The following is a 25207-nucleotide window of genomic DNA, read 5'->3' on the forward strand; positions in this document are numbered from 1 at the left end:
ACGATACATACGAAATTAGGACGTTTTTTAAGGTCATTTTACGGACTTCTATACAAATTTAATCATTGTTTCGTTATACTAAAAGAAAGGAGGTGTGTGATGGGAACAACCTATGAAACTCGTCGAGGAACACTATATAACGAACGGATTACTTTTTACGGCAATGTCATCGCCTGGTTGGTCCACTTCCTATTTTGCATCTTGTTTTATCGTCTGGATATGACTCTCTTATTCCTATCAAATGGCTTGAGTGTGATCTATTACACGATTTCATTCTACTTTGTACATAGACGGTGGTACGGCATCTTCTTTACCGGACTTTTTATCGAAGTCGTTTACAACGCCGTCATCTCGACCGTCATTCTCGGTTGGGAGATCAACATGCATTATTTCATCCTCATGATGGCCTATGGTGTCTTTTTCATGCCAAGCGTATCCAGAAGCCAACGCATCTTGACCACGGCCATCGCGATGTTGATTTATAGCCTTCTGTTCATCTATGTGTCTGACGGCATCGAGACCCTACCGATTCAGGTGGAACAAGCGCTCGGGCTCTTTTGCATCCTATCGACCGTGGTGATGACCGCAGGGCTCTCCTTTATCTTCGAGTCAGCCGTTGTCGAAGTGACAGATGAACTCGAACGATCCAATGAGCGATTGCAAATTCTCGCCTCGACGGATGGATTGACCGGACTATTGAACCGAAAAGTTGGGCATGAACAAGTTTCTAAAGCAATCGACAAAGCCGCTCATGAAGGCGTTCCGTATGAAATCGTTCTCGGTGACATCGATCGATTCAAATCGTTTAACGAGACGTACGGTCATGATTGTGGGGACCGGGTGCTTCAACAAGTGGCCTCCATATTATCCGATATCGACGCCATGGCCGTCCGCTGGGGAGGAGAGGAGTTTCTGGTCTACCTATCGAGTCCGTCCGGTGACTTCCTTCCAATCGTCGAGCAGTTGAGACAACAAATCGAGTCGACCCCTCTCCATTACGCAGGAGAACGTCTTCATGTCACAATGACATTCGGACTTGCGGTTCGTGTTGGTCACGATACGGTCGAAGAGATCGTCAAAGAAGCGGACAACTTCCTTCGTGAAGGGAAGCGTAGCGGAAAGAATCAAGTGAGAACTACATGAAGAAAGGGGCATTCTATGAGTATTTTCCGTCAACTTGGACAGCGGCAGACACCGACGACGACGAAACGCTTCGAGTTGAACGGGTTGCACCGACTACCCGCATTCATCCAACAGTTTTTTCATCATTTAGCAGCGAAGCATTATTCCAAACAGACGGCCCAGCGCTATGTGTATGACGTTTTAGATTTCTTTCGTTGGGTCGAGCACGTTAGTGGTACTGAGTTAGAGCCTGAAACGATTGACTTGCCATCATTCACAGAGATTGACCATGCCGGAGCAGAAGCGTATGCGACTTATCTTGCCCTCGATCTCGAAAATGCTCCGAGCGTCATCAATCGGAAGCTTTCAACGTTACAGTCACTCTTCAATTACTTAATCGAGACCAATCAAGCAACGGTGAATCCTTTTCAAACCGTAGAACGCCCGAAACGCGGCAAACGGAACCCCGTCTATTTGACGGAATCGGAGTGGCTCGATTTCTCGACGCTCGTACGTAGCAATGTCGGCATGACGAATCGCGAGGCGAGTTGGTACGAAATGAATCGCGCGCGAGACTTTTTGATCATACAGTTACTCGGACTGACAGGAATGCGCGTATCCGAGCTCGTCGGACTCAATTGGTCCGATATCAACATTGAGACCGGAACGATTCGGGTCATCGGTAAAGGCAACAAGGAACGATTGATCCCCATCGCAGGGCCACTTCTTCCACTCCTCTCTGAGTATCGCGACACGTCGAGCGAAGGGGCGGTGTTCCAAAATGAGAAGGGACAACGAATCGCTGTACGGACGGTTCAGCATATGTTGAAAGGGCATATTGACCGTTTGAAGCCTTACCTGCCGTTCTTGAGCTATAAACAGGTAACGCCACATAAACTCCGTCACACGTTCGCTTCACGTCTCGCCATGGGGGGCGTCGATGTGCTCACGATTCAACAGCTTCTTGGGCATGAATCTGTGGCAACGACACAAGTCTATGCCCATATCGGAGATGAACGGAAAAAACACGCAATATCAGGTTTACAATAATATGTTATGTAAACTATATATCCAAATATAACCACCACCTATATGATGGGTGGTGGTTATATTTATATGCTAGATATTGACAATATCAATATGGCATCATCGATGACCATAAAATAGGCATTGTCATATGCGAAACGTTCTTCAGATTTCAAATCGAAGATCACGACACCGCTCGTTAGCCCTTCCGTATATTCATGGACGAGATAGCGGCGACCGATGACGCGTTCGAACGGTTCCACATCGATATAACGCGCACCGGTTGCGAGGTCGATGACTTCTGAGTGCATATCTGTCTCATCAACTTTGATAAAAATCGTCGAACTAATATCGTCGTACGTGAAATCAATCGGTTCATAAGCACCCCAATCGACGACCGATACTTCATGCAAGACATCGGGAGCCGTCAAATCATAGATGACCTCCTCATTCAACGAGTCAACAAACGCGGAGAATCGAAGCGTCCCTTCATTTTCTCCTAGATATTGGACCGTGTCCCCTTCCCCTTGGAGACGGAGGATATCATCGAATGGCAATTCACCCCGTTGATCCCATATCGCCTCGACCGCCTCCTCGAGTGGGCAAATCAAGAGTGCCTCGGAATGGTCAATCGGGTCGTCAGGAGAGATGTGCCCATCATCGAGTGCATTGTAATAGTCAAACTCATCGAGTCTCGCGTTACAGACGATGTATGGAACACCATCGAATGTGGTCGTGAACAAATACAATTCTCGGAAACGTTCCGTCTTACCGACAAGACGCTCATCCCGAATACGCTCCCGTTGATTGGTCACGCGATCATAGAGCCACGCCTCATCCGATGTTTCAAACGCCGTCAAAAAGAGGAAGTAACGATGATCCAGTACCCAGAACAATGTGCTATTTCCACGCTTCTCAAACGTCGTGACCACTTCTTCGGTGCCCGTCTTGTAAGAGAAGGCGATCAATTCTGTTTTGACCACCCCTTCACCGTCGGGGACCTCATTTATAAAATAGACGATGTCTCCATCGACGAATAGCTTAGGATAACCGTAATCCGCGTACTCCCTCCGGTTCAATTGTGTGATCACGCCATCCTCTTCGTCAAAGCGATAGAGCGAGAATGTCGTGCGATCTTTCTTCTCTCGATAGTAGACCGAGGTAGGGGTAACGGCGATCACATCTTCATGATCGATTGGCATGGCTCGTGCGTCAACGATTCTCATAAAGCACCTCTCTCTTGTCCGGATTCAGCGGGTTCGACTGTCACAAGCCCAGGTGGTCGTTTCGGGAACGTGATCCGTAGATGAGCATATTCAATCACGTTCTGATGCGGATGGTTCTTGTCAATCCAGCGAATCCGTTGTTGATTCGCGAGGGCATGCCCGATCTTTTCTTCCATTTGGAATTTGGAGATGTCACGAAACGCGACTTCTTGAATGTATGTTTCCTCATCGGTTTCAAACTGTTGCCAGATTCCCATGATCAATTGACCGAGGGATGAGACACGTCGTTCAGGGAGCGTGATCGTCCCTAGTGTTCGACTCACTTCCTTCAGACACTCGTTCGGGTCGTCCGAGACGGCAAATAGTCGTTTTGCCGTGTTGTTCATGACACGATAGCGACGTTTCCCACTTTCAAGCCTGAGCACCTGCGCGTATGGTTCAACCGGGACACCATGAAAAAATGTTTGCGTTCCGCCCCATGCGAATCCAAACGACGGGTCAAACTTCCGGATCGTCTGCATGAAGGACATCATAAAGTCCTCGACTTCTCGTCGTTCGAGTCGAAGCCATTCGGTCAAGGCGAGGGTTCCTTTCTCTTTCGAAATCCGATCGACCGGGAAGAAGAGCTCACCATCCGATAGACGATGAGATTTCAATTCGACGCCGTCAGCACGATAATCGGTCGACGGCCTCCCCCCTCTCCCCGCGTAGATGACCCACTCATCGTCTGTGCTTTCGATGGCATATGCTTGATGTGCCCACGGTGGCGTCACGTATAAGGCGGGATACTCCTCGAAGGTGTCGAGGTGAATGTACGAGCGGTCATTCCAAAGGTGGGCGACGAGGCGTACGACCTCCCCTGTCTCCGAATCTTTTGGGGCGATGTAATTTCCGGTATCTCCGATGAACGTCAAAATGTGAAAACCATACCCGTTATACAGGTGACGCACAATTCGTTCAAAGACGGCTGTCACCATGCGTTCAAATAACGGATGATCTTCATTCCGATCGAGCGTTGGCGAATCGACCGTACACATGAGCCAACCCATCCGCTCATATAAACGGACTCGGAGCGGATAAGAGATCAATGGAGAAGAACTCGCATGAATCTCAGTCAAGCGGATATTGGACATGTTTTCGACTTGCAAGGTGAAGCCGCTACGCCTTAACTGTTCCTCCATCTTTTTCTTCCAGTTGATCGTCTCCATCCCATCCACTCACTTTCTTTCATCATCTCATTGTGAATTTTTCCCGATTCTCGTTTTACACAAACGCTTTTCGCTTCATTTGCGCGCTCAGCCGATGAATCGCCTCGTCCAACAGTTCACGACGAGTCCCGATATTCATCCGTTCGAACGCTTCACCTTGAGGACCAAACGGACCACCCGGTGACAAGAAGATCCGAACCTCGTGATGAAGCCATGACTTCCGCTCCTCGGCAGACATCGGTAACTCCGAGAAGTCGAGCCAAAGCAGATAACTCGCTTCCGGACGGGTCGTATGGAGCATCGGAAGGTTTGATTCGATGGAATCGATCACGTCATTCATTTGTTGCTCCAATTCTTCTCGCAACTGGTCGAGCCAACGTTCCGCGCGGTTGTCGGTATACGCGGCGATGATAGCCGTGTTCGCGAACGGTGTCGGGAGCACATGATGTTTGTTCTGTACTTTCGTGATTTGCTTCCGCCACTCATCGACCGGACAAATGATGTAGGACGCAAATAATCCGGCGATATTAAATGCTTTTGAGGGCGCACTTACCGTGATGACACGCGAGTCGAGTGTGCCGATTGCAGTATGTTTATGAGACGGGAATGTCAAATCTGCATGAATCTCGTCAGCGACGACAATCACCTCATATTGATCCGCGAGTGCTACGACCTTTTCTAGTTCCGCTCTCGTCCAGACACGCCCAACTGGATTATGTGGGGAACAGAGTAGGAAGAGTTTCGCTTGTTTCATCGCTTCCTCGAGTGCGACAAAATCCATCTCGTAGCGCTCGTCAATTTTTTTCAACGGGGCATCGAACACTTGTCGCTTGGAACCGACAACGAGTTCGTGGAATGGTGGATAGACAGGTGACTGGATGACGACGCCATCTCCGACTTCAGTCAACGCCTCGACGATATGCGTCAACGCAGGCACAACACCGCTAGAGAATAACACATGGTTCGGGTCTACAATCAAATCGTGACGTCGGCCGTACCAATCACTGACCGCCTTCTGCGCTTCAGGTGCGAACAGTGTATACCCGAATTCCCCTTGAGCGGCTTTTGCGGCGAGCGCCTCGGAGATGGACGGCGCAGTACGGATGTCGATATCCGCTACCCAAAGCGGTAACACATCCTCAGATAAACGGAACCATTGTTCAAACCCATCCCATTTCACCGAATTCGTATCTTTACGTTTCAGTTCTTGTTGTAAAATTGATTTCATGTTCATCCCTCCTCCTCTTACTGTATCAAAGTTGATTCGACTGCGTGCCAAAAAAGCATGGCAGTTTCTTGCCGACTTCGTTATACTCGATCGAGATAAGAAAGGAGGCGCGTCAATGCGTGTTACCGTCATTCGCAACAATCGCAGAAAAAAAGCCGCATTTTATGTCACGCCAAACGGAATCGAGCTACGTATTCCAGCACGTTTGTCAAAACGAGTCGTCGACCGCATTCTAGAAGAGCATGACACATGGATTCATGAGATATCGCAAAAGCTCCCTCGACAGACATCTGTTCTCGATAAGGGGCTCGTTTTTCATGGGAAAAACTATCCGACCAAGAAAGATGATGGCACGACTCTCCGATATGATGGCTCCTCATTTTTCGTTCCGAGGACATGGGACGAAAACGCCCTGGCTAGACATTATGAGGCATGGCTACGTGAACGCGCGCTTGAATATGTAATCAATCTGGCACCGACTTACGAAAGATTATTAGGTGTTAAAGCGAAAAAGATTCGGATTGGTCATCAAAAGACACGGTGGGGATCATGTAGTTCGAACGGAACTATCTCCATCAATGTCCGCCTCATGCTGGCGCCGAGAGAAATGATGGACTATGTGATTGCTCATGAGTGGGTGCATCTCGTTCACTTCGATCACTCACCTTCTTTTTGGAGAACGTTACAAAAGATTTATCCGAACACCGCTACAGCGAAAGATTGGTTGAAACGACACGGACATACGTTACAATTCAAAAAAACCGACTGACCCCGTGTAGGGTCAATCGGTTCACAGGTTGGATGTAAATGTGTCGGCCGTATCATGTAACTCGGCTGCAGCCTGCTCGAACGTATGGAATTGCTCCATCGTCTGTTCCATCGTTTTTGCACTTAACTGAATCTCTTGATTGGACGCAGTGACACCTTCTACAATTTTCCGAAGCTCGACGTTCATCCCTTCCGTGTTCGAGTTGACGTCGATGACCGCACGTTCAACCATACGGGAGAGGTTGCGGACCTCAGTCGCAACCACATTAAATCCAAGCCCGTGTTCACCTGCTCGTGCCGCTTCGATGGCAGCATTCAAGGACAATAGATTCGTTTGTGCCGCAATCTCTTTGATCGACGAGGCAATTTTCGCGATGTCATCGGCTTGACGACGCAAGTTCTGAAGGGCATGGAGGTTGTCCGCGGCATCTTTCGCAAGCTTTTCAATCGTTTCATTCAATACTTTCGTGTCTTGCATGCCTGTCTTCGCCCGTTCGTCGAGCACATCGGTCATCGATTTAAAGCGATACGCATAATCCTCAATCACTTGTTGCCGTTCGGTGATGTCCGATGCGATCTTGACGACACCGATGACATCATCTCCTTCAAAAATTGGCATATACGTCGCCTCGAGCCAAATGGTTTCCCCTTTTGCATTCTCACGCTCCACTTTATCCGAGAAACTGAAACCATTCCATAATTTCTCCCAAAATGCCGAATACTCTGGACTATTGACAAAGGAAGAAGGGCAGAACAAGTGATGTTGCATGCCAATCATCTCCTCGCGTCTATATTTCATTGCTTTCGCAAACGTATCGTTCACATCGACGACCCGGCGTTGACGATCGAATCGAATCATCGCCATATTCGTTTCAATGGATTGAAAAACGTCTGCAGATTGAATTCCTTTTTGGTTCAAAGTACTCATAAAGTGTATTATCCTTCATCATAGGATTTTCGTACCAAATCGTGATATACAGTGTACCGTACCAAACAACTTATCATCGCCACGTTTTTTTACAGAAGGTTAATATCTTGATTTTGAAGTATTTACCATATAAAAAGACGCCAATTGGCGCCTTTACTCTTTCAAATCAGGAAAATAGCTGAAGAATGTCTCTGCTCCTGTGCTCGACAATTTGAACGTCTGCTTTCGCTTTGGATCGGTTAAGTACACATCCACCTTTTTCGAGCGTCTCTGAAAGCTTAATTGAAACTCCTGACCGACCCACCCATCGATGATCGTAAGCAGCGAATACTCCTCTATCTCCCCTTCTCGCTTGACCGCTTCTGCCTCATCGATTGCATCGATCAAATCAGACATCTCGATTCCTGCAGCCCGCAGCACGTTCGGATAATCAATCGTTGCCTTTTCGTCTAAAGGAGTTTTATGGACGAACACGAACGGACCACTTGGTACGGCGGGATTCGATTCCTTGTCCGCTTCGATCGATTCATTCGTCGCAAATTCGCGATCCGTGTACGTGAGACGGACGTCTTTCGTCACACGCTTCCCGTCCTCAATAAAAGAGAACGTGTAGAGCGGTGTCTCGACCCCGGGTTCGAGCGATTTTGCCTGTAGTACCCGCTCAACTTTGAGCCCTTCAAATTGCTTTGGTTGCTGCTCTGGATGCGAATAATCATCTTTTGTTATAAGGACAATCGGGTCATAAGAAAGTAACCCACCTTCCGACTTAGCGAAAAAGTAAGCCTCTTTGGATTGTTCGTCGTAGCCGAGTGCGATTGTCATGCTTCCCATTTGCGCGTGATAAGGCTCAATGATTGAGAGCGGTAAGATCCCTTCGTCCTCTCCGATGGTTAAATGGATACTTCCATTCAAGGAAGGGGTCACTTGAATCATCGTTTCGTCAATGAGATTGACGGGATCCTCGAAAACATCGGAATAATCGCTTTCCTTCAAACTCTCTTCTTGTTCCCGAGTTCCATTTGCAATTGTCGGGTTACTTGGAATGTTGACACCTTCAGAAGCCTGTACAAACGAAGGGAACTTCTCAACAAGTCCGACTCTCATCTTTGGAGAAAAGCCGTCCTGACAAATGACATAATTCTGTTCGCCTTTTACATACGTCACTAGCTTATAGGCATGTGCATCGTAGTCGGAAATCATGGCTTTTCGGTTCAAGACATACGAATGATAGACCGTGACGTCCTCAGGGATTTGGGGAACCGGGTCATCGGTGCATGCAAGAAGTAAATCGCTCGCCCACGTCTCCGACCCGGTAGTAAAGCTGTTCATGTCTCGTACATCCCATTGTGATGGCATATGATCCAGTTTGACGACCTTTACCTCTTCACCACCACAACCCGATAATATTCCAACTGTACATAAAGTGAATAATAGTCGTTTCATCATGATTTTTCGTACTCCGGGAAAATATCCAAAAACACTTCCGCCCCTTTACTAGATAATTTAAATGTCTGCTCGCGAAGCGGGTCTGTCAGATAGATGTCGATTTTTTTTGACCGCTGTTTATAGCTGATTTCAAATTCTTGCCCTTTCCATCCATCCATCAACGTCAAGTATCGATAGTCTGCAGGCTCACCTTTGCGGCTGACCGGTTCTGCCTCCTTCAATACTTCCATGACTTGTTCAGATTCTTCCGTCGAGATTTCAATAAAATCAGGATAAGCGAGCTCATTTCCATCAAACGGTTTCCGGTGTGAGACGACTCTTGGACCATCTTCTTGGGCCGGCATCCACTCTTCATACATCGAATCGGGTTCTTCGCCTTCTTTCAGCAACGTACCTTCAACAAAGCGAACCGTCATCGTTTCAGTCACGGGTTCACCATCCCGCATGTAATGGAACGTATATATGGGAACCGCTTCTCCTTTTTTTATCTCTCCAGGTTCGATGATGGTGTCGACGCTTAACTCTTCAAAGGACTGTTTTTCTATTGACGCAGGATCCTCTAGTTCTTCAAACTGTAATTGCTGATAAACAAAGCGTTCATTGAATGAAAAAAGAATATACGGTTGAGATGTTTGTCGATCGAGTCCGATGGCAATCTGTCGATGCGGCATATCGGTTCCGATTGGTTGAAAACTAGTGAGCGAATGTCTCGTCGCATTACCATCGAGCTCTAGTTCAAGCTCTCCGAATAGTGCCGGTTCAATTTCAAGCAATGTATCTCGGAACGGGATGATCTCGATTTCATCGATTTTCAGTCTGTCTGTTTTCATTAGCTTGTCCTTTGAGGACGAAGATGTTTGATGAAGGCTAGGTAATCGGGGGACGCTGATTCCTTCAGATGTATTCACAAAATCCGGAAACTTATCGATTGTCTTCGCCATCCATTGATTCGTATAATCTTCTCGACATACGACATATCGTTCGTCACCTTCTAAATAAGTAACTACCTTCATCGAGTACGGATCCATGGATGACACGACCCCGTTTCGCCCTGCGAACACTGTCTGATATACAGTGACATCTCCTTTTAGTTTAGTCGTTCGTTCGCCCTCACACGCCTCGAGCACTTCTCTCGTTTCGTTGACTTGAACAAATTCTCCTTCTTTCGTATAACTCTCGAGCTTCCATTGATTTTCTATGTAATCTAGTTGAATGACTTCTATATTAGATGCCCCACATGCGCTTAAAAATGAAGCACTAAGTAACATCATGATTCCTCTTTTGTACAAAATATCTCCTCCTATAATCTCCTCATCCAATTTTACCATTATCTAACTATCCTATACGAAAAAAAATCCGCTCACGTTTCATGAGCGGATGGTAGAACAATCATTTACTTTGGTCGATGGCACGTTGCAATCGGGACTCGACGTCTAACGCGACGGCTTGTAACGATTCGTCATCGATGAGGCGAATTAATTCAGTCGGTCTCGGCATACCGATTTGGGTATGGTCGTCTTTTTCGAACACCGCGATTTTGCATGGAAGGAAGTAGCCTCCTTCTAACTGTTGCGACAGTACTTCTTTTGCCGCCTTCGGATTGCATACTTCTAAGATACGATACTTCCCATCAATCCTCTGTCCCTTTTTCTCGAGCGTCTCACTCAAATCAAAGTCCCAGAGCACCCCGAATGATTCTTCTTTCAATGCTTCTCCGAGACGAACGACAACGTCATCCACGGTACGGTCAGATTGTACGGTATAGTCAAACATCTTCATTCCTCCTCATGTGGTTACTCATGAAATCTGTACCCGAACGAAGTCATGCTCAATCAAAAAGAAACTGTATGTGATTTGAAACATAATCACGCACTCGAACGTATAAAAGGAGATAATAGTTAGAACCAAACTGATGTAAAGGAGAAGTGGTTGTCGTGACGGTCACGGTATTCACGCATACGAGCTGCAGTTCTTCCAGAAAAACGATTGATTGGTTACGGGAACAAAAGATTCCCTTCATCGAAAAGAAATTGACAGACCAAGGTTTATCCTTCGGAGAATTCAAAGAGATGTTGAGCCTGACGGAAAATGGGACGACGGATTTGTTGTCGGTCCAAAAGAGTGTCTATAAACAAGCGGCAGAGAAACTTGACGAGATGTCGATTCGTGAGTTATATAGCTTCGTCGCCTCGAATCCTCAAATCCTGAAAAGTCCGATCGTCTTCGACCATCATCGCATCCAGGTCGGTTTCAGTGAAAAAGAGATTCGGACGTTCATCCCGAGACATGACCGCATTGCTGAACTGAAACGTCTGCTCCATAACGCATAAATCGTGTCGCTTTCGCGACACGATTCTTTTTATGCCTTTTTCAATTTTGCCGCCAGTCGATTCCCGAAGGATTGGATGGACTGAACGAGGAGGATGAGGACGAAAATGGTCACGTACATGACTTCCGGTTCGAAACGAAGGTGTCCGTATTGATAGGCAATGTCCCCTAGCCCACCTGCCCCGACGAGTCCCGCCATCGCCGTCGCTCCAATCAACCCGATCGTCGCAATCGTCAATCCGAGAACGATAGAAGAACGTGCTTCACGGATTAACACATACCAGATGATTTTTCTCGTCGAGATGCCCATCGCTTCATACGCCTCGATGACCCCGCGGTCGACTTCGAGTAGTGCCGACTCCATGAGTCGCGCAATATACGGTGCGGTGAAGACAATCAAGGGGAGCAAGACGCCCTGCACGCCGATTGTCGTCCCCATGATGAACCGTGTGAACGGTAAGATGAAGAACAACAGAATGATGAACGGGATGGAACGGATGACGTTGATAACGCTCGATAAGCCACCATAGACGAATCGGTTTGCGAGTCTGCCATTCGGTCTCGTCAAAACGAGGAACGTCCCGAGCGGCAATCCGATCAAGGTCGAGATCAAAAGCGCGATGCTCGTCATCGTCAACGTTTGAACCGTTCCTGTCCAAATTAAGTCACCCCAGTCTGTCCAAAACTGTTGCATGGTTTGACACCTCCCTCACATGTACGCCGCTCGTCTTCAAATAACGGACGGCGAGTTCCGTTTGATCATGATCCCCGTCAAGATGGACAAGTAAGTTTCCGACAAGCCCCGCCTTTAACTTCTTGATTCCGCCTCCGATGATGTTCGGAAGGATGCCGAACCGCTTGGTCAATTGTGCCAGGACTGCTTGTTCTGTCTGACTGCCGATGAACGACAAGTGGACGAGCGTTCCCCGAGTCTGGAGTTCCGAGACGACTTCTTCCGGCACGTCGAGGTTTGTCTTAAGAAACTTCTGGGTCGTCTCGTGTGACGGATTGGAGAAGACGTCTAGTACGTGTCCTTGTTCAACGATTTGGCCACGATCGATGACGGCGACCCGGTCACAGATTCGTTCGATGACTTCCATCTCATGTGTGATCAAGAAAATCGTCAATCCGAGCTCGCGATTGATTTCGAGCAGTAACTCTAAAATCGACTCGGTCGTCTCAGGGTCGAGTGCACTTGTCGCCTCATCACTGAGGAGAATATCAGGCTCGTGGGCGAGCGCTCGCGCAATGGCGACACGTTGTTTCTGTCCACCTGACAATTGTTCAGGGTAATGGTTCCGATGTTCGCTCAGTCCGACGATTTGGAGATAGCGGTCGACCCGTTCACGGATGACCTGCTTCCCGAGACCTTCGAGACGAAGCGGGATGGCGACATTCTCTTCGACGGTCGCAGTCTTCAGCAGGTTGTAGTGCTGAAAGATCATACCGATTCGCTGGCGTAACGTCGACAACCCTTTCTTTTTGAGGAGCGTGATATCTTGTCCCTCAATCTCGACTACGCCTGATGTCGGGCGCTCCAAAAGATTGATCATCCGGATGAGCGTACTCTTACCGGCACCACTTCGTCCGATGATTCCGAAGATTTCCCCTCTCTCAATCGTGAGGGAGACATCATCAAGTGCCGTGATCGTGTCTCCGTTGACCTTGAACTCCTTGGTGATTTGTTTCAGTTCAATCATAAGACCCCTCCTTAGAATGCCGGCACGACCGAACCATTGAATTCTTCTTCGATGAAGGCACGTACTTCATCTGAATGATAGTAAGACTTCAGCGTCTTCACGACTTCATCTTCTTTATTGGCTGAACGGACGACGACATAGTTCGGATACGGGTTATCGACCGTATCTTCATGGAAGAGGGCATCTTCATTAATGGATAGACCCGCTCCCATCGCGAAGTTCGTGTTGATGGCTGCGAGTGCCACTTCCGGGAGTTGCGTCGGCAGTTGGGATGCTTCAAGTTCAATAAATTCGAGGTTGAGCGGATTCTCAGCAATGTCGCGCTTCGTCGCTTTATCCGTCAATCCCTCTTTTAACGTGATGAGTCCGGCCGTTTCGTATAATCGTAGCGCACGGAGCTCGTTCGCCGGGTCGTTCGGGACGGCTACTTTATCGCCCTCCTTTAAGTCCTTGATATCCGTCAACTTCTCTGAATAGAGCCCCATCGGGAAAGCGACCGTCTTGAAGACGTCGTCAATCTTATATCCCTTGTCCGCTTTTTGCAGTTCGAGGAACGAGAGCGTCTGATAGCTGTTCACGTCGAGACTTCCTTCGTCGAGAGCGGTGTTCGGGGTGTTGTAATCATTAAATACTTTGATATCGATTTCGAGCCCATCTTCTTTTGCGAGCTCCTGTACTTTCTCGGCGATTTGCTCGTGTGGTCCACCAGTCACGCCGATCGTCAGCTCTTTCGTGCTTATCGTCTCGCTCGCCTCGGATTGTCCGCACGCCGAGAGTGCGATGGCCGCAAGGATAGATGTACCTGCCAAAATTGTTTTTTGCTTAATGTTCATGAATGATTCCTCCTCCAAATGAAAAGCCCGCTACTCAAAAAGAGCGGCGGGCACGACACGTGAAAGTCGGACACGCTCATCTCCCAGACGTCTCGTCTGTTGGAATTAGCACCATGATCATTTCTGATCTGGTTGCCGGGTTTCATCGGGCCAGTCCCTCCACCACTCTTGATAAGCAATCGGTTCTATTATTTTGTTATTATATTACTGATAAAAGAATTATTTGTAAACTATTTCTTGAAGATTTCTTAAAATTTCTTTTAATCGTTCAGCATCTTCAACCTTGTGAATGCCTTGAATCGTCATTTCTTCGACGACATAATCGACCAACTCATCGATTTGGTCAAATCGAATCCCAAGTTGGTCAAGTGACGTCGGAGCGGCAATCGCTTGTAGCCAATTCTCGAGGAATGAGGCGTCTTCGGATGAGGTCAATCGTTCTTGAACGATCAGCCCGAAGCCTACCTTGTCCCCGTGCAACCAATGATGCGTCGAATCAAAACGACTGAGTGCGTTATGCACCGCATGGGCGACGGCGACTCGGGTGCCGGCGTCACCGAATCCACCAACGGCACCACCGATGGCGAGGACATGATCGACGATAGATCGGATGTCCGTGCCATAATGGCGAAAATCATCTTCACGAATGGACAAATCCATCAACGCTCTGCATTGCGCCGCAAGTGAGAGCCCCGACTGAATCCCTGCGTCCCTTGATGTTGTTCCGCTAATATATCGAGCCTCGAACCACTTTGAGACCGTATCGATGACACCAGCCTTAAAATAGTCGTAAGGTGAATCACGTAACAGTCGTTCATCCGCGATGACGCGCTCGATGACGACGGGGAACGTATCATATCGTAAATATGTACCGTCTTCTCCATAGATCACGCTGAGCGGGGTGAAGGCGGCACAGTTTGACACAAGTGTCGGAATGACGATGAGCGGGACCGACTGGGTAAATGCAATCCGCTTCGCCGTATCAATCAATTTACCGCCACCGACAGCAATCCAGACGTCAGGTCGATGCGCTTTTAGTCGTTCGACTTCTTCGTCTGAACATTCCCCCTTGAATCGTACGCTCGGAATTTCTGCTAGACGAGGAGACACGCGAATCGCTTCACCGTATCCGTTAAATCCTTTCAAAACGAGTGCATCCCGATTCCCAATCAGTGAGTAAAGTTGATCGAGCGCATCGTTCGAATGGTCGTATTCCAGCACCGCTTGTCGAATCATTGATGGACCTCCTCATAGGCTGCAAACAGTCTCTCAATCCGTTCTACCGCTTCATCAATCTTCTGTTCAGACGACACGAGACCAAAGCGGATGTGGTGCTCGCCCTCCGTTCCAAAAAAGTAGCCCGGTGTGACGGCGACGCCCGCCTCATGCAGTAACTTCGTCGAGAATGATTTTGCATCGCCTTCAGGCACTCTCGCCCATACGAAGAAAGAACCTTTCGGTGCCTCAATCTCCCACCCTGCCCGGCGTAACCCATCAATCAATCGGTTTCGTCTTGTTTCGTAAAGCGAGGCTAGATCATCACGTATGTCACGCGGGGATTCTAACGCCACGATGGCTGCCTCTTGAATGGCAGAGAACACAGAGACGTGGACATGATCTTGGTACGTATTGATCGCCTCGATGATATCTGCATTTCCGACTGCGAACGCGACACGCCATCCCGACATGTTGAACGCCTTCGACATCGTATACACCTCAATCCCGATTTCTTTTGCCCCGTCTGCTTGGAGAAAACTTGGCGGGACATGCCCATCAAAGCCAATACTTCCATAGGCTAAATCGTGTACGACCATCAAATCATGGTTTGTGGCGAATTTAACCGTCTCCTCAAAGAAGGCTGGCGTCGCGACAGCGCCGGTCGGATTGCTCGGGTAGTTCAAATACATGAGTCGTGCATGAAGCGGATCGAGCGTGGTGTAATCCGGGAGATAGCCGTGCTCTTCCTTCAACGTCAAATCGATGATGTCCGCTCCGGCGAGACGCGCTCCCGAGATATAATCGGGATAGCCAGGGTTCGGGAGCAAGATGCCTTCACCCGGCTCAAGAAGACACTGAGGCAACGTGATGAGACCCGATTTGCTGCCAATCAAAATCGCCACTTCTTTTGCTGGGTCGAGGTCGACTCCGTATTCACGTTGATAGAATGCGGCCACAGCTTCTTTTAGTCGAGCCTGTCCCCGGAACGGTCCGTATTGATGGGTCGTCGGGTCGGTCAATGCTCGTTCAAGCGCTTCACAAATTGGAGCTGGTGTCGGTAAGTCGGGTGTGCCTTGTCCGAGTCGGATGACGGTCTTGCCACTCGCCTCGACTGCCGCGACTTCTTCTGCTAATCCGACAAAGTGTTGTGTCGGTAATGATTTTAATAACTTGGAACGTCTGTCTGCCATGATGGGTCCTCCTAATACGAAAAAACACCCCTTTCTGAGGAAAGGGGTGCTCGATACAGACGTATGTAGTCAACCACCTTTCCATCTCTCAAGGTCACCTTGCTGGAATTAGCACAGTATTTTGCAATCTGTTGCTGAAGCTTCATCGGGCCAGTCCCTCCGCTTCTCTTGATAGAAAGTGTCATTCGTTATGTAATTTTTGTATGTCCCTAAGTTAACCAGACATTCCCAACGGTGTCAAACATTTTTTTCAAAGAGAACATCTATTGAATCCTTTTCAAAAAACATTCATAGTAAAAGAGTAGAAAAATTATATTTGTATGAGGGGATAGAGCATTGGATCTTAATCGTCAACTTATTTGGAAACTGAGTGTAATCGGACTGATCTTGCTCGTCTTATGGCGGGTCATCAGTGAACCGGATACCATCTCACGTGTCTTACAATACACGTTTCAGTTACTTACCCCTATCATCATGGGGATCGCCATCGCCTTGTTACTCAACACCGTACTCTCTTATATTGAAGAACGGTTCCACTTGAAGCGATATCAAGGACTACTCATCGTCTATATCACGTTCATCGGCATCTTGGCGATTTCGGTCGTCACGTTGTTCCCGCGGATTTACTCGAGTCTGTCATCACTCATCAATGAGTTACCGGTTTATATCCGTCAAATCGACGTGTTTTTAGGTGAAGTGAACAATTACTTGAAAGACTATAACGCGACGATCGCCCAAGCGATTGATTTTGCGCGCTTCGAGGATCGTTACTCTGGATGGGTCGAGACGGCCGTCCTCTCTTCCGTTAGTTATGTCTCTAGTTTTACAATGACATTGATCAACTTCTTGATTGGGATTGTCATCTCCATCTATTTGTTAAAGGACAAAGAAGTCTTCGCTCGTATGTTCAAGCGTCTTCTCTATGCGCTATTACCCGTCGGCACTGCGAAGACGACAATCGATATCTTTCAAGAGATGGATTATATCTTTAAGCGATATATCATTGGGAAGTCGCTCGACTGTCTGATTATTGGAGTGCTAGCAGTCATCGGACTCTTGATCATCGGGGCCCCATATGCCCTACTTCTCGGAGTCATCGTCGGCGTCTTAAACTTCATCCCATATGTCGGACCGCTACTCGGGATGATCCCGGCGTTTATCATCACCTATTTTTATGATCCGTTCACCGCCGTCTTGGTACTCTTGTTCATCTTCTTGTTACAGCAGTTTGACGGATTGTGGCTCGGACCAAAGATTCTTGGAGATAGTGTCGGCATCACACCATTTTGGGTCATCACATCGATTATCATCGGGGGAAGTCTGTTCGGCCTCGTCGGGATGTTCGTGAGCGTGCCGATCACGGCCATGATTCAAGTCGTCTTGTCTCGCCTCATCGATTATCGACTGAACCGAAAAAATCTCAACGAATTACTTTGATTCACCTCATAAATTTGTTGACACATTGAGGAAATGTGTCATACAGTTGAAGAGAAGAACACAATTAACAGAAAGGAGAGGTTCCCATGTCAGTAGTATCTTCGAAACCATTCACTCAAGTTCATACTGATTGGCAGGCACCTCTTCGATTGATTCATATCTAAGTCACCTGCCTATCGAGGCATGCATAAACAACGTGGGACGTCGTATGCCTTCATGCATATGACGTCCCTTTTGTGTCTAAAAATTAAATAAAGCAGGTGACCTGTATGTTTCAATCACTCAAGCGGCTCGACCGCAACATTTGGATTCGTTTCTTAGGGGAGACGATTACGGGAATCATGATGTTCATGATCGCCCCATTCCTTGTTCTCTATTATAGTGACCAGTTAGATAGCTACCTTCAAGTCGGAATCATCATGGCGACTGGCCCGATCATGGCGCTCCTCGGTTCGATGATCGGAGGACGTCTAGCAGACCTGTATGGTCGAAAACCAATCATGATGATCGCAATCATTGGGGACGCACTTGCCCTCATCGGATTTGCGTTCGCCGACTCGTTCTGGCCGCTTCTTTTATTGAACGCCATGCTCGGACTGACGAACTCGCTCTTCCACCCTGCCGCAAGCGCGATGGTCGCCGATGTCACGGAGCCAGAGCATATGAACGAAGCGTTCGGACTTTTACGGATGGGACATAACATCGGCGCTGCATTCGGTCCACTTCTTGGTAGTGCGGTGCTGTTCATCGACCGCGAGCTCATCTTCTTTGCGGCGGCATTCGTCTTTGGACTATATGCGATTGCGCTCGGCACGTTCATACATGAGTCGTTGCCCGAGTTTACGGAAGATGAGACTCCAAGCAACCGGGAAGTGTTGCGCGTCTTTTATAACGATCGCGTGTTTCTCGTCTTCATCTTTGCGGGTATATTCATATCAATGGGATTCTCCGTCGTCGAGAGCATGCTACCACTCTTTTTAAAAGAATCGCTCCCGACGTATACCGCACAACAGAACCCATTCCCGTATCTGTTAGCACTGAATGGAATCATGGTAGTTCTTTTCCAGTTCCCGATTGCTTCAAAACTCGGGAACAAGCCGTTCGGTAAGGTCATGTTAGCAGGAGCGACCGTATTTGGTATCGGTATGATCTTGCTTGCGGTTGTGCCTAGAGCCTTGTTCGCACTCGATACCCCTTACGTGCCACTCGTCGGGATCTTACTCGCCGTATATGCGTTTTATACGTTAGGTGAGATGATTATGTCCCCTGTTCAGCAGACATTCATCGCCTTGATCGCACCGGAGAATATGCGTGGTGCCTATAACGGTGCAGCGAGCATCCAATGGCTGATCGGCGGTGTCACGGCACCAATCATCGCAAGTCTCTTTTTTGACAATCGTGCCGGACACATCGCTTTGATCCTCATCGGTGGAGCGAGTTGTTTATCAGGCATCATCTATTGGCAGCTCGGACGTCATGTCCAAGCGACGGAAGCAAAGCAAAAGACGGCTTAACCGCTCATTGACCACACTCTCTGATTTCGGAAGTGTGGTCTTTTCATTCTTTTCATCTTTATTAAAATTTGAAATTATCATTCAATTCACTTTACAATCATAATAATCCTTTTTATGATAAAACGGTTAAGGAGGGATCTTTCATGGAAAGGATCGATAAACAAACAATCGTGGATAGTGTTCCACAAAAAGGCTTCTTCGGACAACCGAAGGGGTTGTTCACTTTATTCTTCACTGAATTTTGGGAACGTTTCTCGTACTATGGCATGCGGGCAATCCTCGTATTCTATATGTACTATGAAGTCTCTGAGGGAGGACTCGGTCTCGACCGAAACGTCGCACTCTCAATCATGTCCGTATACGGCGCGCTCGTCTATATGTCCGGGGTCATTGGGGGATGGCTTGCAGACCGGATTTTCGGGACGTCTCGCGCGGTATTCTACGGTGGTGTGTTCATCATGCTCGGACACATCGTCCTCTCGATTCCAGGTAGCGTCGTCTTCCTGTTTATCTCCATGGCGTTGATTGTCATTGGTACCGGTTTATTGAAACCAAACGTATCCAGTATCGTCGGAGACATGTATAGCGAGACGGATCGCCGTCGCGACGCTGGATTCAGTATCTTCTACATGGGAATCAACTTGGGTGCGTTCATTTCACCACTCATCGTCGGTCAAGTACAAAAAGACTATGGATTCCACTGGGGCTTTGCGCTCGCAGCCATCGGGATGTTCGTCGGACTCGTCGTCTTCGTATTGACACGCAAGACGAACCTCGGCTTAGCTGGTTCGTATGTACCGAATCCATTGACGCATGATGAGAAAAAGAAAACGATTAAAATCGTCAGCATTGTCACCATTGGAATCGCTGTTTTACTCGCAATCTTGATTCCACTTGGATGGTTCACGATCAATACGTTCATCTCACTCGTCGGGGTGTTCGGTATCGCGATTCCGACCATCTACTTCATTATCATGTATCGTAGCCCGAAAACGACTGAGGTCGAGCGTTCGCGAATCATCGCCTACATTCCGCTATTCATCGCCTCGGTCATGTTCTGGGCAATCCAAGAGCAGGGCGCAACGATTTTGGCGAGTTATGCTGATACACGAACTGACTTAGAGTTCTTTGGGTTCACGTTGTCACCAGCATGGTTCCAATCACTGAACCCACTGTTCATCATCTTACTGGCACCGGTCTTCGCTTGGTTATGGGTCCGACTTGGTGACCGCGAACCGAGCATTCCGACGAAGTTTGCTTTCGGGATCTTGTTTGCCGGGATCAGTTTCTTGGTCATCCTGCTCCCTGCATACTTCAGTGGTCCAGATGCCCTCGTCAGCCCACTCTGGCTCGTCTTGAGCTATTTCATCGTCGTGTTGGGAGAACTCAGTTTGTCACCGGTCGGTTTGTCGGCCACGACAAAACTCGCTCCAGCTGCCTTCTCGGCTCAAACGATGTCGCTCTGGTTCTTATCAAACGCTGCTGCACAAGGGATCAACGCACAGCTCGTCAAGTTCTACACACCTGAGAATGAGACGCTATACTTCGGGATTATCGGTGGCGTCGCCATCGTCTTAAGCTTGATTCTGTTCGCACTCGCACCAAAAATCAAAGTGTACATGCGTGGAATCCATTAACCATCAAAAACGCCAGCCGATCGAATCGGCTGGCGTCATTTTTATTTTCGCACTTGAATGAGTGACAAGTAGCGATCGATCATATTGTGGTTAAAGTAGTCATGGAAGTTATCTTGTTTCAGTGATTGGATCGATTCATGGAATGTCGCAGGCAGTGATGCGATTCCTTGGCTCTCGATTTGCTTCGCAGAATACTCGAACAAGTCATCCTCGTTCGGAGAAGACGGAACGAGCTGTTGCTCGATTCCTTCAAGTCCCGCATAAATGAGCGCGGCAAGTGCCAAATATGGGTTCGCACTCGGGTCAGGATTTCGGACCTCTACACGAGTCGCACTTCCACGGGAAGCGGGGATTCGAATCATCGAACTGCGGTTCGATGGGCTCCAGCATATATTGACAGGTGCCTCGAATCCAGGAACGAGACGCTCGTATGATTCCGGTAGTGGATTCGTGAAGATTGCTGTGGCACGGGCATGCTTCAAGATTCCCTCGATGAAATGACGCGCCGTTTTCGACAATCCGTAATCCGCATCGACTTCGTCGAACGCGTTGGTCGTCGGATTTCCAGACTCATCATTCTTCCAGACAGAGATGTTCAAGTGCATTCCAGAACCATTCACATCACGCAACGGTTTTGGCAAGAATGAGACGGATGCCCCTTTCTCCTTCGCCGCAATCTTGACGATTTCTTTAAAGAACTGAATGTTATCCGCCGTATGGAGTGCATCATCATACTTGATGCCAATCTCATGTTGCGCAGGAGCGACTTCATGGTGAACAGCCTCAATATTGAACCCGACACCGCTTAGACGGTTCGCGATGTGCTGTCGCACTTCATATCCTTTATCCTCTGAACGTGTCGAGAAATATCCGGCCTCGTCATAAAATTCTCCGTTCTCGTCAAAGATGAAGAATTCCGGCTCTGCCCCAACGAATACCGAGTAGCCATCACGTGCTGCACGTTCAAGTGCATCCTTCAATACATTACGTGGGTCGTATTCATATCGCTCTCCCTCCGGAGTGCATACGTCACAGAAGAATGCCAAAATATTTTCCTCGCCGTCTTGCTCATACCGTGGACGATCTAAATCCGGTCTCAAGAATAAGTCTGAGTTTTTGATGGAAGAGAACCCGTTGATTGAAGAACCGTCAAACATCGTTTTTCCCTCAAAGACTTCAGGCAACAATTTTGCCGAAAGCGTCAAGAGCTTTAAATCACCGAGAACATCTGAGAAATATAGATGGATTTGGGTGATGTTTTTCTCTTGTACCGTTTTCTCAATATCTTGTTGCTTCCTTTTTGCGTCATCCTTGTCTGTTCCGAATAGATTTGCCATGATTCGTTAAAACCTCACTTCAATGGATTTGACAGGCAAGCTGTCTTTACGCACCGTTCGTACGCTTCTCTATAGTTCATAACCGAGTTCGATTTTTTCTAAACATGGAATTTCAGCAAAGGCAAAGTGGCTACATGCGACAAGAGTTGATATGATGGGTAAAGAATGTCACAGAGAGGGAGAACGCGATTGCATATTTTTATGACTGGTGGAACCGGATTTTTAGGAGGGCGACTCGCCAAAGAATTGATTCAGCGGGGGCATCGCGTCTGCATGTTGGCGCGAACACCGGAGAAGGTACAAGCACAATTCACCGCTGAAGAACAAAAGTCGATTGATGTGTTACCAGGCGACTTGACGTCACATGCGCTCGGTGCTAATGAAGCGTTCATCGAGACATATAGAGGGAAGATTGATTTATTCCTACACATGGCTGCACTCGTCAAATTCGATGAAGAATTGCGCGATGAATTGTTCGAGACCAATTTGACCGGGACGAAAGAGGCCCTTCGCTTGACCAAGCTGATTGACTGCCGTCGCTTTTTCCACGTGAGTACGGCCTACACACTTGGCACTAAAGAAGTTGGCGGGGAAACACTGTACGACGTGTCGCAATCTTTTTTGAATCCGTATGAAGAAAGCAAGGCACACGCCGAGCAGGCGGTCTGGGAGTCACGGGATGAGCTTGATGTGTCAATCTTCCGACCGGCCATCATCGTCGGAGACTCGAAAACAGGAGAGGCTGACTCAAAATTTACGATGTACGGATATATGCGTGCTCTCGAACTGTTCAAACGGAAATTGGAACGACGTGGGCATGACGTCGAGTCGATTCGATTGATTGGCTCAGCGACAGGTACATCAAACCTTGTCCCTGTCGATTATGTCGCGGATGTACTCCTCGCTGCCATCGAGCATGCGAAGGCGGGTACAATCTATAACGTGACAAACGACGCACCACCAAAAAATGAAACGATGCTCGACTATATGAAAGAGTCGTTAGCATTCCCGCATTTAACAATCACGGAGACACCGACATCGACACTCAGCTCAGTCGAACAGTCGTTCAACGATATGGTGAAAGTATTCAATCCGTATTTGAACCGGAATATCACGTTCCGTGACGACAACACGAAACAATTGCTACAGGATGCTGGATTCGCTCCGCTCCGTCTCGATCAAAAATCGTTACGTCGCATCGTGAATGCCTATTACAAAGCAAAATAAAAAAATGGACCGATTTTTCCGGTCCATTTTTTATTTATCGCAAACTAACACGATTTTACCATCTTTGATTTCACGTTCGAGTGAATCCACCATCTCTTTTGTGAGTCCAAGACTCTCCATCTGTTCCATGCGATCTTCTGAATTGCTCGTGAATTTCGAGAGCAACGACTCGAACATTCCTTTTTCCGGAATTCGATATGGTTGTACCCCGGCCTCTGCTGCCAATCGAACGGTCAATTCCTCATCTTTGGCGAACAAATAGATATGCTCATTCACACATCCGCCTGACACCATCTCATTCACTTCATGGTCCACCGTCGTCATATCATTCACTACTCTTGTCTCTAACATGCCCCATCCTCCTAAACGTTCACAGTCATGGTTTTCACTGTTTTTGTTATTCCCGAAAAATGAGGTGGTAAACATCAAATCAACTCGATTCTTCGTTCATCGTCCATTCTTCGATGGCGAAATGTTGCACAATCCCCTTGATGCGATCATGTTCCCCTTCCATTTGAGTCTGCCCCTCTAATCGAGCGGTCACCATGAACTGGCAATCTATTGCTCGTATGCGAGATATGCGATACCCTGCTTGTTGCAACAATCCAGCGATGATCTCGATTTTTTCTCTCTCAACTGAACGGAATGTATGCATCCAGCCCACCTCTTTCTGTTTCGTTCCTTCTACATGCTATCATATCGTTTCAGACATGTGATGCTATACTATGGATAGAGAAAAGGAGTGAGTTCTGTGCCAAAACAAGACTTAAATACAATCATGCTTGAATATTTGAATGAGAAAGAAGACTATGAAGCGTTTGCCACAAAGCTGAAAGCGCTCCTCAGTGAATTGTTGACAGAAGCCGGCATCCAGTTCCATTCAATCGTCGCCCGTGCCAAAGAGGCGGACAGTCTATATGCCAAACTCTCACGCAAGCCTTATCAATATCGTTCCTTACGTGACGTACAAGACTTGGCCGGGATACGGATCGTGACATACTTTCATGACGACGTACGCGCCGTTGCGCAAATTTTAGAAGATGAATTCACCATCGACCGTGAACAGTCCATCGATAAGTCGACGTTGCTCGACTCCAATGAGTTCGGATATCTGTCTGTCCATTATGTCGTGGAATTAAGTGAAAAGCGACTTGCTCTCGGTGAATATCGCCGTTTTGCAGAAAAAGAGGCGGAAATTCAAGTCCGCTCGATCCTGCAACACGCCTGGGCCGAGATTGAACACGACCTCGGTTACAAAAATCCGAATGCTGTTCCTCCTGAAATTAAAAGAAGTTTCAGCCGGGTCGCTGGTCTATTGGAGATTGCCGACTCCGAGTTCGTGAACATTCGAAAACAGTTGCGAACATTCGAACAAGAAACGGTCGAACAGATTCTTGACTCTCCTGAAAAAGTGGCCATTACCCGAGATAATCTCAACTATTATATTGCAAATGATCAAACGGTCGAGAAACTAGACAACGCGATCTTCCAGAGCGAATGGCTACTCGAGACGGACCTCTCTGCCATCGTCGAGTTGACGAGAATGTTCCATTACGCCGATATCCGTACGTTCAAAGATTTGAATGACACACTTTCGACTTACTATACTCAAGCCGTCCAATGCGCAACCTTATTGCCATCTTCTCTGTTACCGAGACAAGGCATGGGTGTCGTCTATGCCGTTCTCGCTAAATTGTTAGCGGAAGGCGACGATCCGCAGATTGAATTTTTCTTTAGACGGTTCTATCCGGACTTGAAACATTATGAAGACATCATTCAGCAAATTCGGGCAAAAGACGAGCCCCTATAACTTTACAGACAACATGTTTTTAAT

At 47.8% G+C, this 25207-nt stretch carries 24 protein-coding genes and 2 riboswitches; of the genes, 9 read left to right on the top strand and 15 right to left on the bottom strand.

The window, feature by feature from the left end:
- Positions 1 to 99: 99 nt before the first annotated feature.
- Both BV910_RS07835 and BV910_RS07840 read left to right on the top strand, forming a co-directional pair.
- Positions 100 to 1143, top strand: coding sequence for a GGDEF domain-containing protein (locus BV910_RS07835; protein WP_078146929.1), 1044 nt, complete (start codon positions 100 to 102; stop codon positions 1141 to 1143).
- A gap of 15 nt (positions 1144 to 1158) precedes the next feature.
- Entirely contained in the window at positions 1159 to 2172 is a 1014-nt protein-coding gene (locus BV910_RS07840) for a tyrosine-type recombinase/integrase (protein ID WP_078146930.1), read from the top strand.
- 62 nt (positions 2173 to 2234) lie between these two features.
- On the opposite strand, the gene BV910_RS07845 is transcribed toward BV910_RS07840, so the two are convergent.
- Genes BV910_RS07845 through BV910_RS07855 form a run of 3 tightly spaced genes read right to left on the bottom strand, consistent with a single transcriptional unit; the run spans position 2235 to position 5810 of the window.
- Positions 2235 to 3374 carry a hypothetical protein gene (locus BV910_RS07845; protein WP_078146931.1) on the bottom strand — a complete coding sequence of 380 codons (1140 nt, stop codon included), beginning with the start codon at positions 3372 to 3374 and terminating at the stop codon, positions 2235 to 2237.
- The gene (locus tag BV910_RS07850; RefSeq protein ID WP_078146932.1) at positions 3371 to 4582 is read right to left on the bottom strand and encodes a hypothetical protein; all 1212 of its coding nucleotides are present in this window, start codon (positions 4580 to 4582) and stop codon (positions 3371 to 3373) included. Before BV910_RS07850 ends, BV910_RS07845 begins: the two co-directional genes overlap by 4 nt.
- A 55-nt stretch (positions 4583 to 4637) precedes the next feature.
- The gene (locus BV910_RS07855) at positions 4638 to 5810 is read right to left on the bottom strand and encodes a MalY/PatB family protein (protein WP_078146933.1); all 1173 of its coding nucleotides are present in this window, start codon (positions 5808 to 5810) and stop codon (positions 4638 to 4640) included.
- Between the two features lie 115 nt (positions 5811 to 5925).
- Here BV910_RS07855 and BV910_RS07860 point away from each other — a divergent pair, with 115 nt between their 5' ends.
- Positions 5926 to 6579, top strand: coding sequence for a M48 family metallopeptidase (locus BV910_RS07860; protein ID WP_078146934.1), 654 nt, complete (start codon positions 5926 to 5928; stop codon positions 6577 to 6579).
- 21 nt (positions 6580 to 6600) lie between these two features.
- Here the strand turns inward: BV910_RS07860 and BV910_RS15025 are convergent, their stop codons facing one another.
- The 4 genes from BV910_RS15025 to BV910_RS07880 form a co-directional block, all read right to left on the bottom strand.
- Positions 6601 to 7506, bottom strand: a complete 906-nt coding sequence (locus BV910_RS15025; protein WP_078146935.1) for a methyl-accepting chemotaxis protein — start codon at positions 7504 to 7506, stop codon at positions 6601 to 6603.
- A gap of 153 nt (positions 7507 to 7659) precedes the next feature.
- The gene (locus BV910_RS07870; protein ID WP_240499822.1) at positions 7660 to 8835 is read right to left on the bottom strand and encodes a hypothetical protein; all 1176 of its coding nucleotides are present in this window, start codon (positions 8833 to 8835) and stop codon (positions 7660 to 7662) included.
- A gap of 113 nt (positions 8836 to 8948) precedes the next feature.
- A complete protein-coding gene (locus BV910_RS07875; RefSeq protein ID WP_078146937.1) occupies positions 8949 to 10241 on the bottom strand; it encodes a hypothetical protein in 1293 nt (430 codons plus the stop codon).
- 100 nt (positions 10242 to 10341) lie between these two features.
- Positions 10342 to 10725, bottom strand: coding sequence for a DUF302 domain-containing protein (locus BV910_RS07880; protein ID WP_078146938.1), 384 nt, complete (start codon positions 10723 to 10725; stop codon positions 10342 to 10344).
- Positions 10726 to 10886: 161 nt separating this feature from the next.
- Between BV910_RS07880 and BV910_RS07885 the strand changes: the two genes are divergently transcribed.
- Positions 10887 to 11282, top strand: coding sequence for a Spx/MgsR family RNA polymerase-binding regulatory protein (locus BV910_RS07885; protein WP_012726343.1), 396 nt, complete (start codon positions 10887 to 10889; stop codon positions 11280 to 11282).
- Between the two features lie 29 nt (positions 11283 to 11311).
- Here the strand turns inward: BV910_RS07885 and BV910_RS07890 are convergent, their stop codons facing one another.
- The 5 genes from BV910_RS07890 to BV910_RS07910 form a co-directional block, all read right to left on the bottom strand.
- On the bottom strand, positions 11312 to 11974 hold the full coding sequence (locus tag BV910_RS07890) for a methionine ABC transporter permease (RefSeq protein WP_078146939.1): 663 nt from the start codon (positions 11972 to 11974) through the stop codon (positions 11312 to 11314).
- Complete coding sequence (locus BV910_RS07895) at positions 11946 to 12980, bottom strand: methionine ABC transporter ATP-binding protein (RefSeq protein WP_012726345.1); 1035 nt, start codon at positions 12978 to 12980, stop codon at positions 11946 to 11948. Before BV910_RS07895 ends, BV910_RS07890 begins: the two co-directional genes overlap by 29 nt.
- Before the next feature lie 11 nt (positions 12981 to 12991).
- Positions 12992 to 13813 carry a MetQ/NlpA family ABC transporter substrate-binding protein gene (locus BV910_RS07900; protein ID WP_078146940.1) on the bottom strand — a complete coding sequence of 274 codons (822 nt, stop codon included), beginning with the start codon at positions 13811 to 13813 and terminating at the stop codon, positions 12992 to 12994.
- 73 nt (positions 13814 to 13886) lie between these two features.
- Positions 13887 to 13991, bottom strand: a riboswitch (SAM riboswitch).
- Between the two features lie 41 nt (positions 13992 to 14032).
- Entirely contained in the window at positions 14033 to 15049 is a 1017-nt protein-coding gene (locus BV910_RS07905) for an iron-containing alcohol dehydrogenase (protein WP_078146941.1), read from the bottom strand.
- Entirely contained in the window at positions 15046 to 16221 is a 1176-nt protein-coding gene (locus BV910_RS07910) for an aminotransferase class I/II-fold pyridoxal phosphate-dependent enzyme (protein ID WP_078146942.1), read from the bottom strand. Before BV910_RS07910 ends, BV910_RS07905 begins: the two co-directional genes overlap by 4 nt.
- A 78-nt stretch (positions 16222 to 16299) precedes the next feature.
- Positions 16300 to 16399: riboswitch (SAM riboswitch) on the bottom strand.
- Positions 16400 to 16557: 158 nt separating this feature from the next.
- Between BV910_RS07910 and BV910_RS07915 the strand changes: the two genes are divergently transcribed.
- The 3 genes from BV910_RS07915 to BV910_RS07925 all read left to right on the top strand — a co-directional run bounded on the left by BV910_RS07915 (position 16558) and on the right by BV910_RS07925 (position 20809).
- On the top strand, positions 16558 to 17658 hold the full coding sequence (locus BV910_RS07915) for an AI-2E family transporter (RefSeq protein ID WP_078146943.1): 1101 nt from the start codon (positions 16558 to 16560) through the stop codon (positions 17656 to 17658).
- A 269-nt stretch (positions 17659 to 17927) separates the two neighbouring features.
- Positions 17928 to 19172, top strand: a complete 1245-nt coding sequence (locus tag BV910_RS07920; RefSeq protein WP_078146944.1) for an MDR family MFS transporter — start codon at positions 17928 to 17930, stop codon at positions 19170 to 19172.
- 143 nt (positions 19173 to 19315) lie between these two features.
- Positions 19316 to 20809 carry a peptide MFS transporter gene (locus BV910_RS07925; protein WP_078146945.1) on the top strand — a complete coding sequence of 498 codons (1494 nt, stop codon included), beginning with the start codon at positions 19316 to 19318 and terminating at the stop codon, positions 20807 to 20809.
- Positions 20810 to 20850: 41 nt separating this feature from the next.
- On the opposite strand, the gene BV910_RS07930 is transcribed toward BV910_RS07925, so the two are convergent.
- On the bottom strand, positions 20851 to 22146 hold the full coding sequence (locus tag BV910_RS07930; RefSeq protein WP_078146946.1) for a glutamine synthetase family protein: 1296 nt from the start codon (positions 22144 to 22146) through the stop codon (positions 20851 to 20853).
- 189 nt (positions 22147 to 22335) lie between these two features.
- Here BV910_RS07930 and BV910_RS07935 point away from each other — a divergent pair, with 189 nt between their 5' ends.
- Positions 22336 to 23373 carry an SDR family oxidoreductase gene (locus BV910_RS07935; protein WP_078146947.1) on the top strand — a complete coding sequence of 346 codons (1038 nt, stop codon included), beginning with the start codon at positions 22336 to 22338 and terminating at the stop codon, positions 23371 to 23373.
- A 30-nt stretch (positions 23374 to 23403) separates the two neighbouring features.
- Here the strand turns inward: BV910_RS07935 and BV910_RS07940 are convergent, their stop codons facing one another.
- Together BV910_RS07940 and BV910_RS07945 are read right to left on the bottom strand one after the other, a co-directional pair.
- Complete coding sequence (locus BV910_RS07940; protein ID WP_078146948.1) at positions 23404 to 23724, bottom strand: YflT domain-containing protein; 321 nt, start codon at positions 23722 to 23724, stop codon at positions 23404 to 23406.
- A gap of 79 nt (positions 23725 to 23803) precedes the next feature.
- Positions 23804 to 24028 carry a hypothetical protein gene (locus BV910_RS07945; RefSeq protein WP_012726355.1) on the bottom strand — a complete coding sequence of 75 codons (225 nt, stop codon included), beginning with the start codon at positions 24026 to 24028 and terminating at the stop codon, positions 23804 to 23806.
- A 96-nt stretch (positions 24029 to 24124) separates the two neighbouring features.
- On the opposite strand from BV910_RS07945, the gene BV910_RS07950 reads away from it, so the two are divergent.
- A complete protein-coding gene (locus BV910_RS07950) occupies positions 24125 to 25183 on the top strand; it encodes a GTP pyrophosphokinase (protein ID WP_240499823.1) in 1059 nt (352 codons plus the stop codon).
- The last annotated feature ends 24 nt before the right edge of the window (positions 25184 to 25207 follow it).

The sequence above is a fragment of the Exiguobacterium sp. HVEsp1 genome, from assembly GCF_002009685.1.
GTDB classification, from domain to species: Bacteria; Bacillota; Bacilli; order Exiguobacteriales; family Exiguobacteriaceae; genus Exiguobacterium; species Exiguobacterium profundum.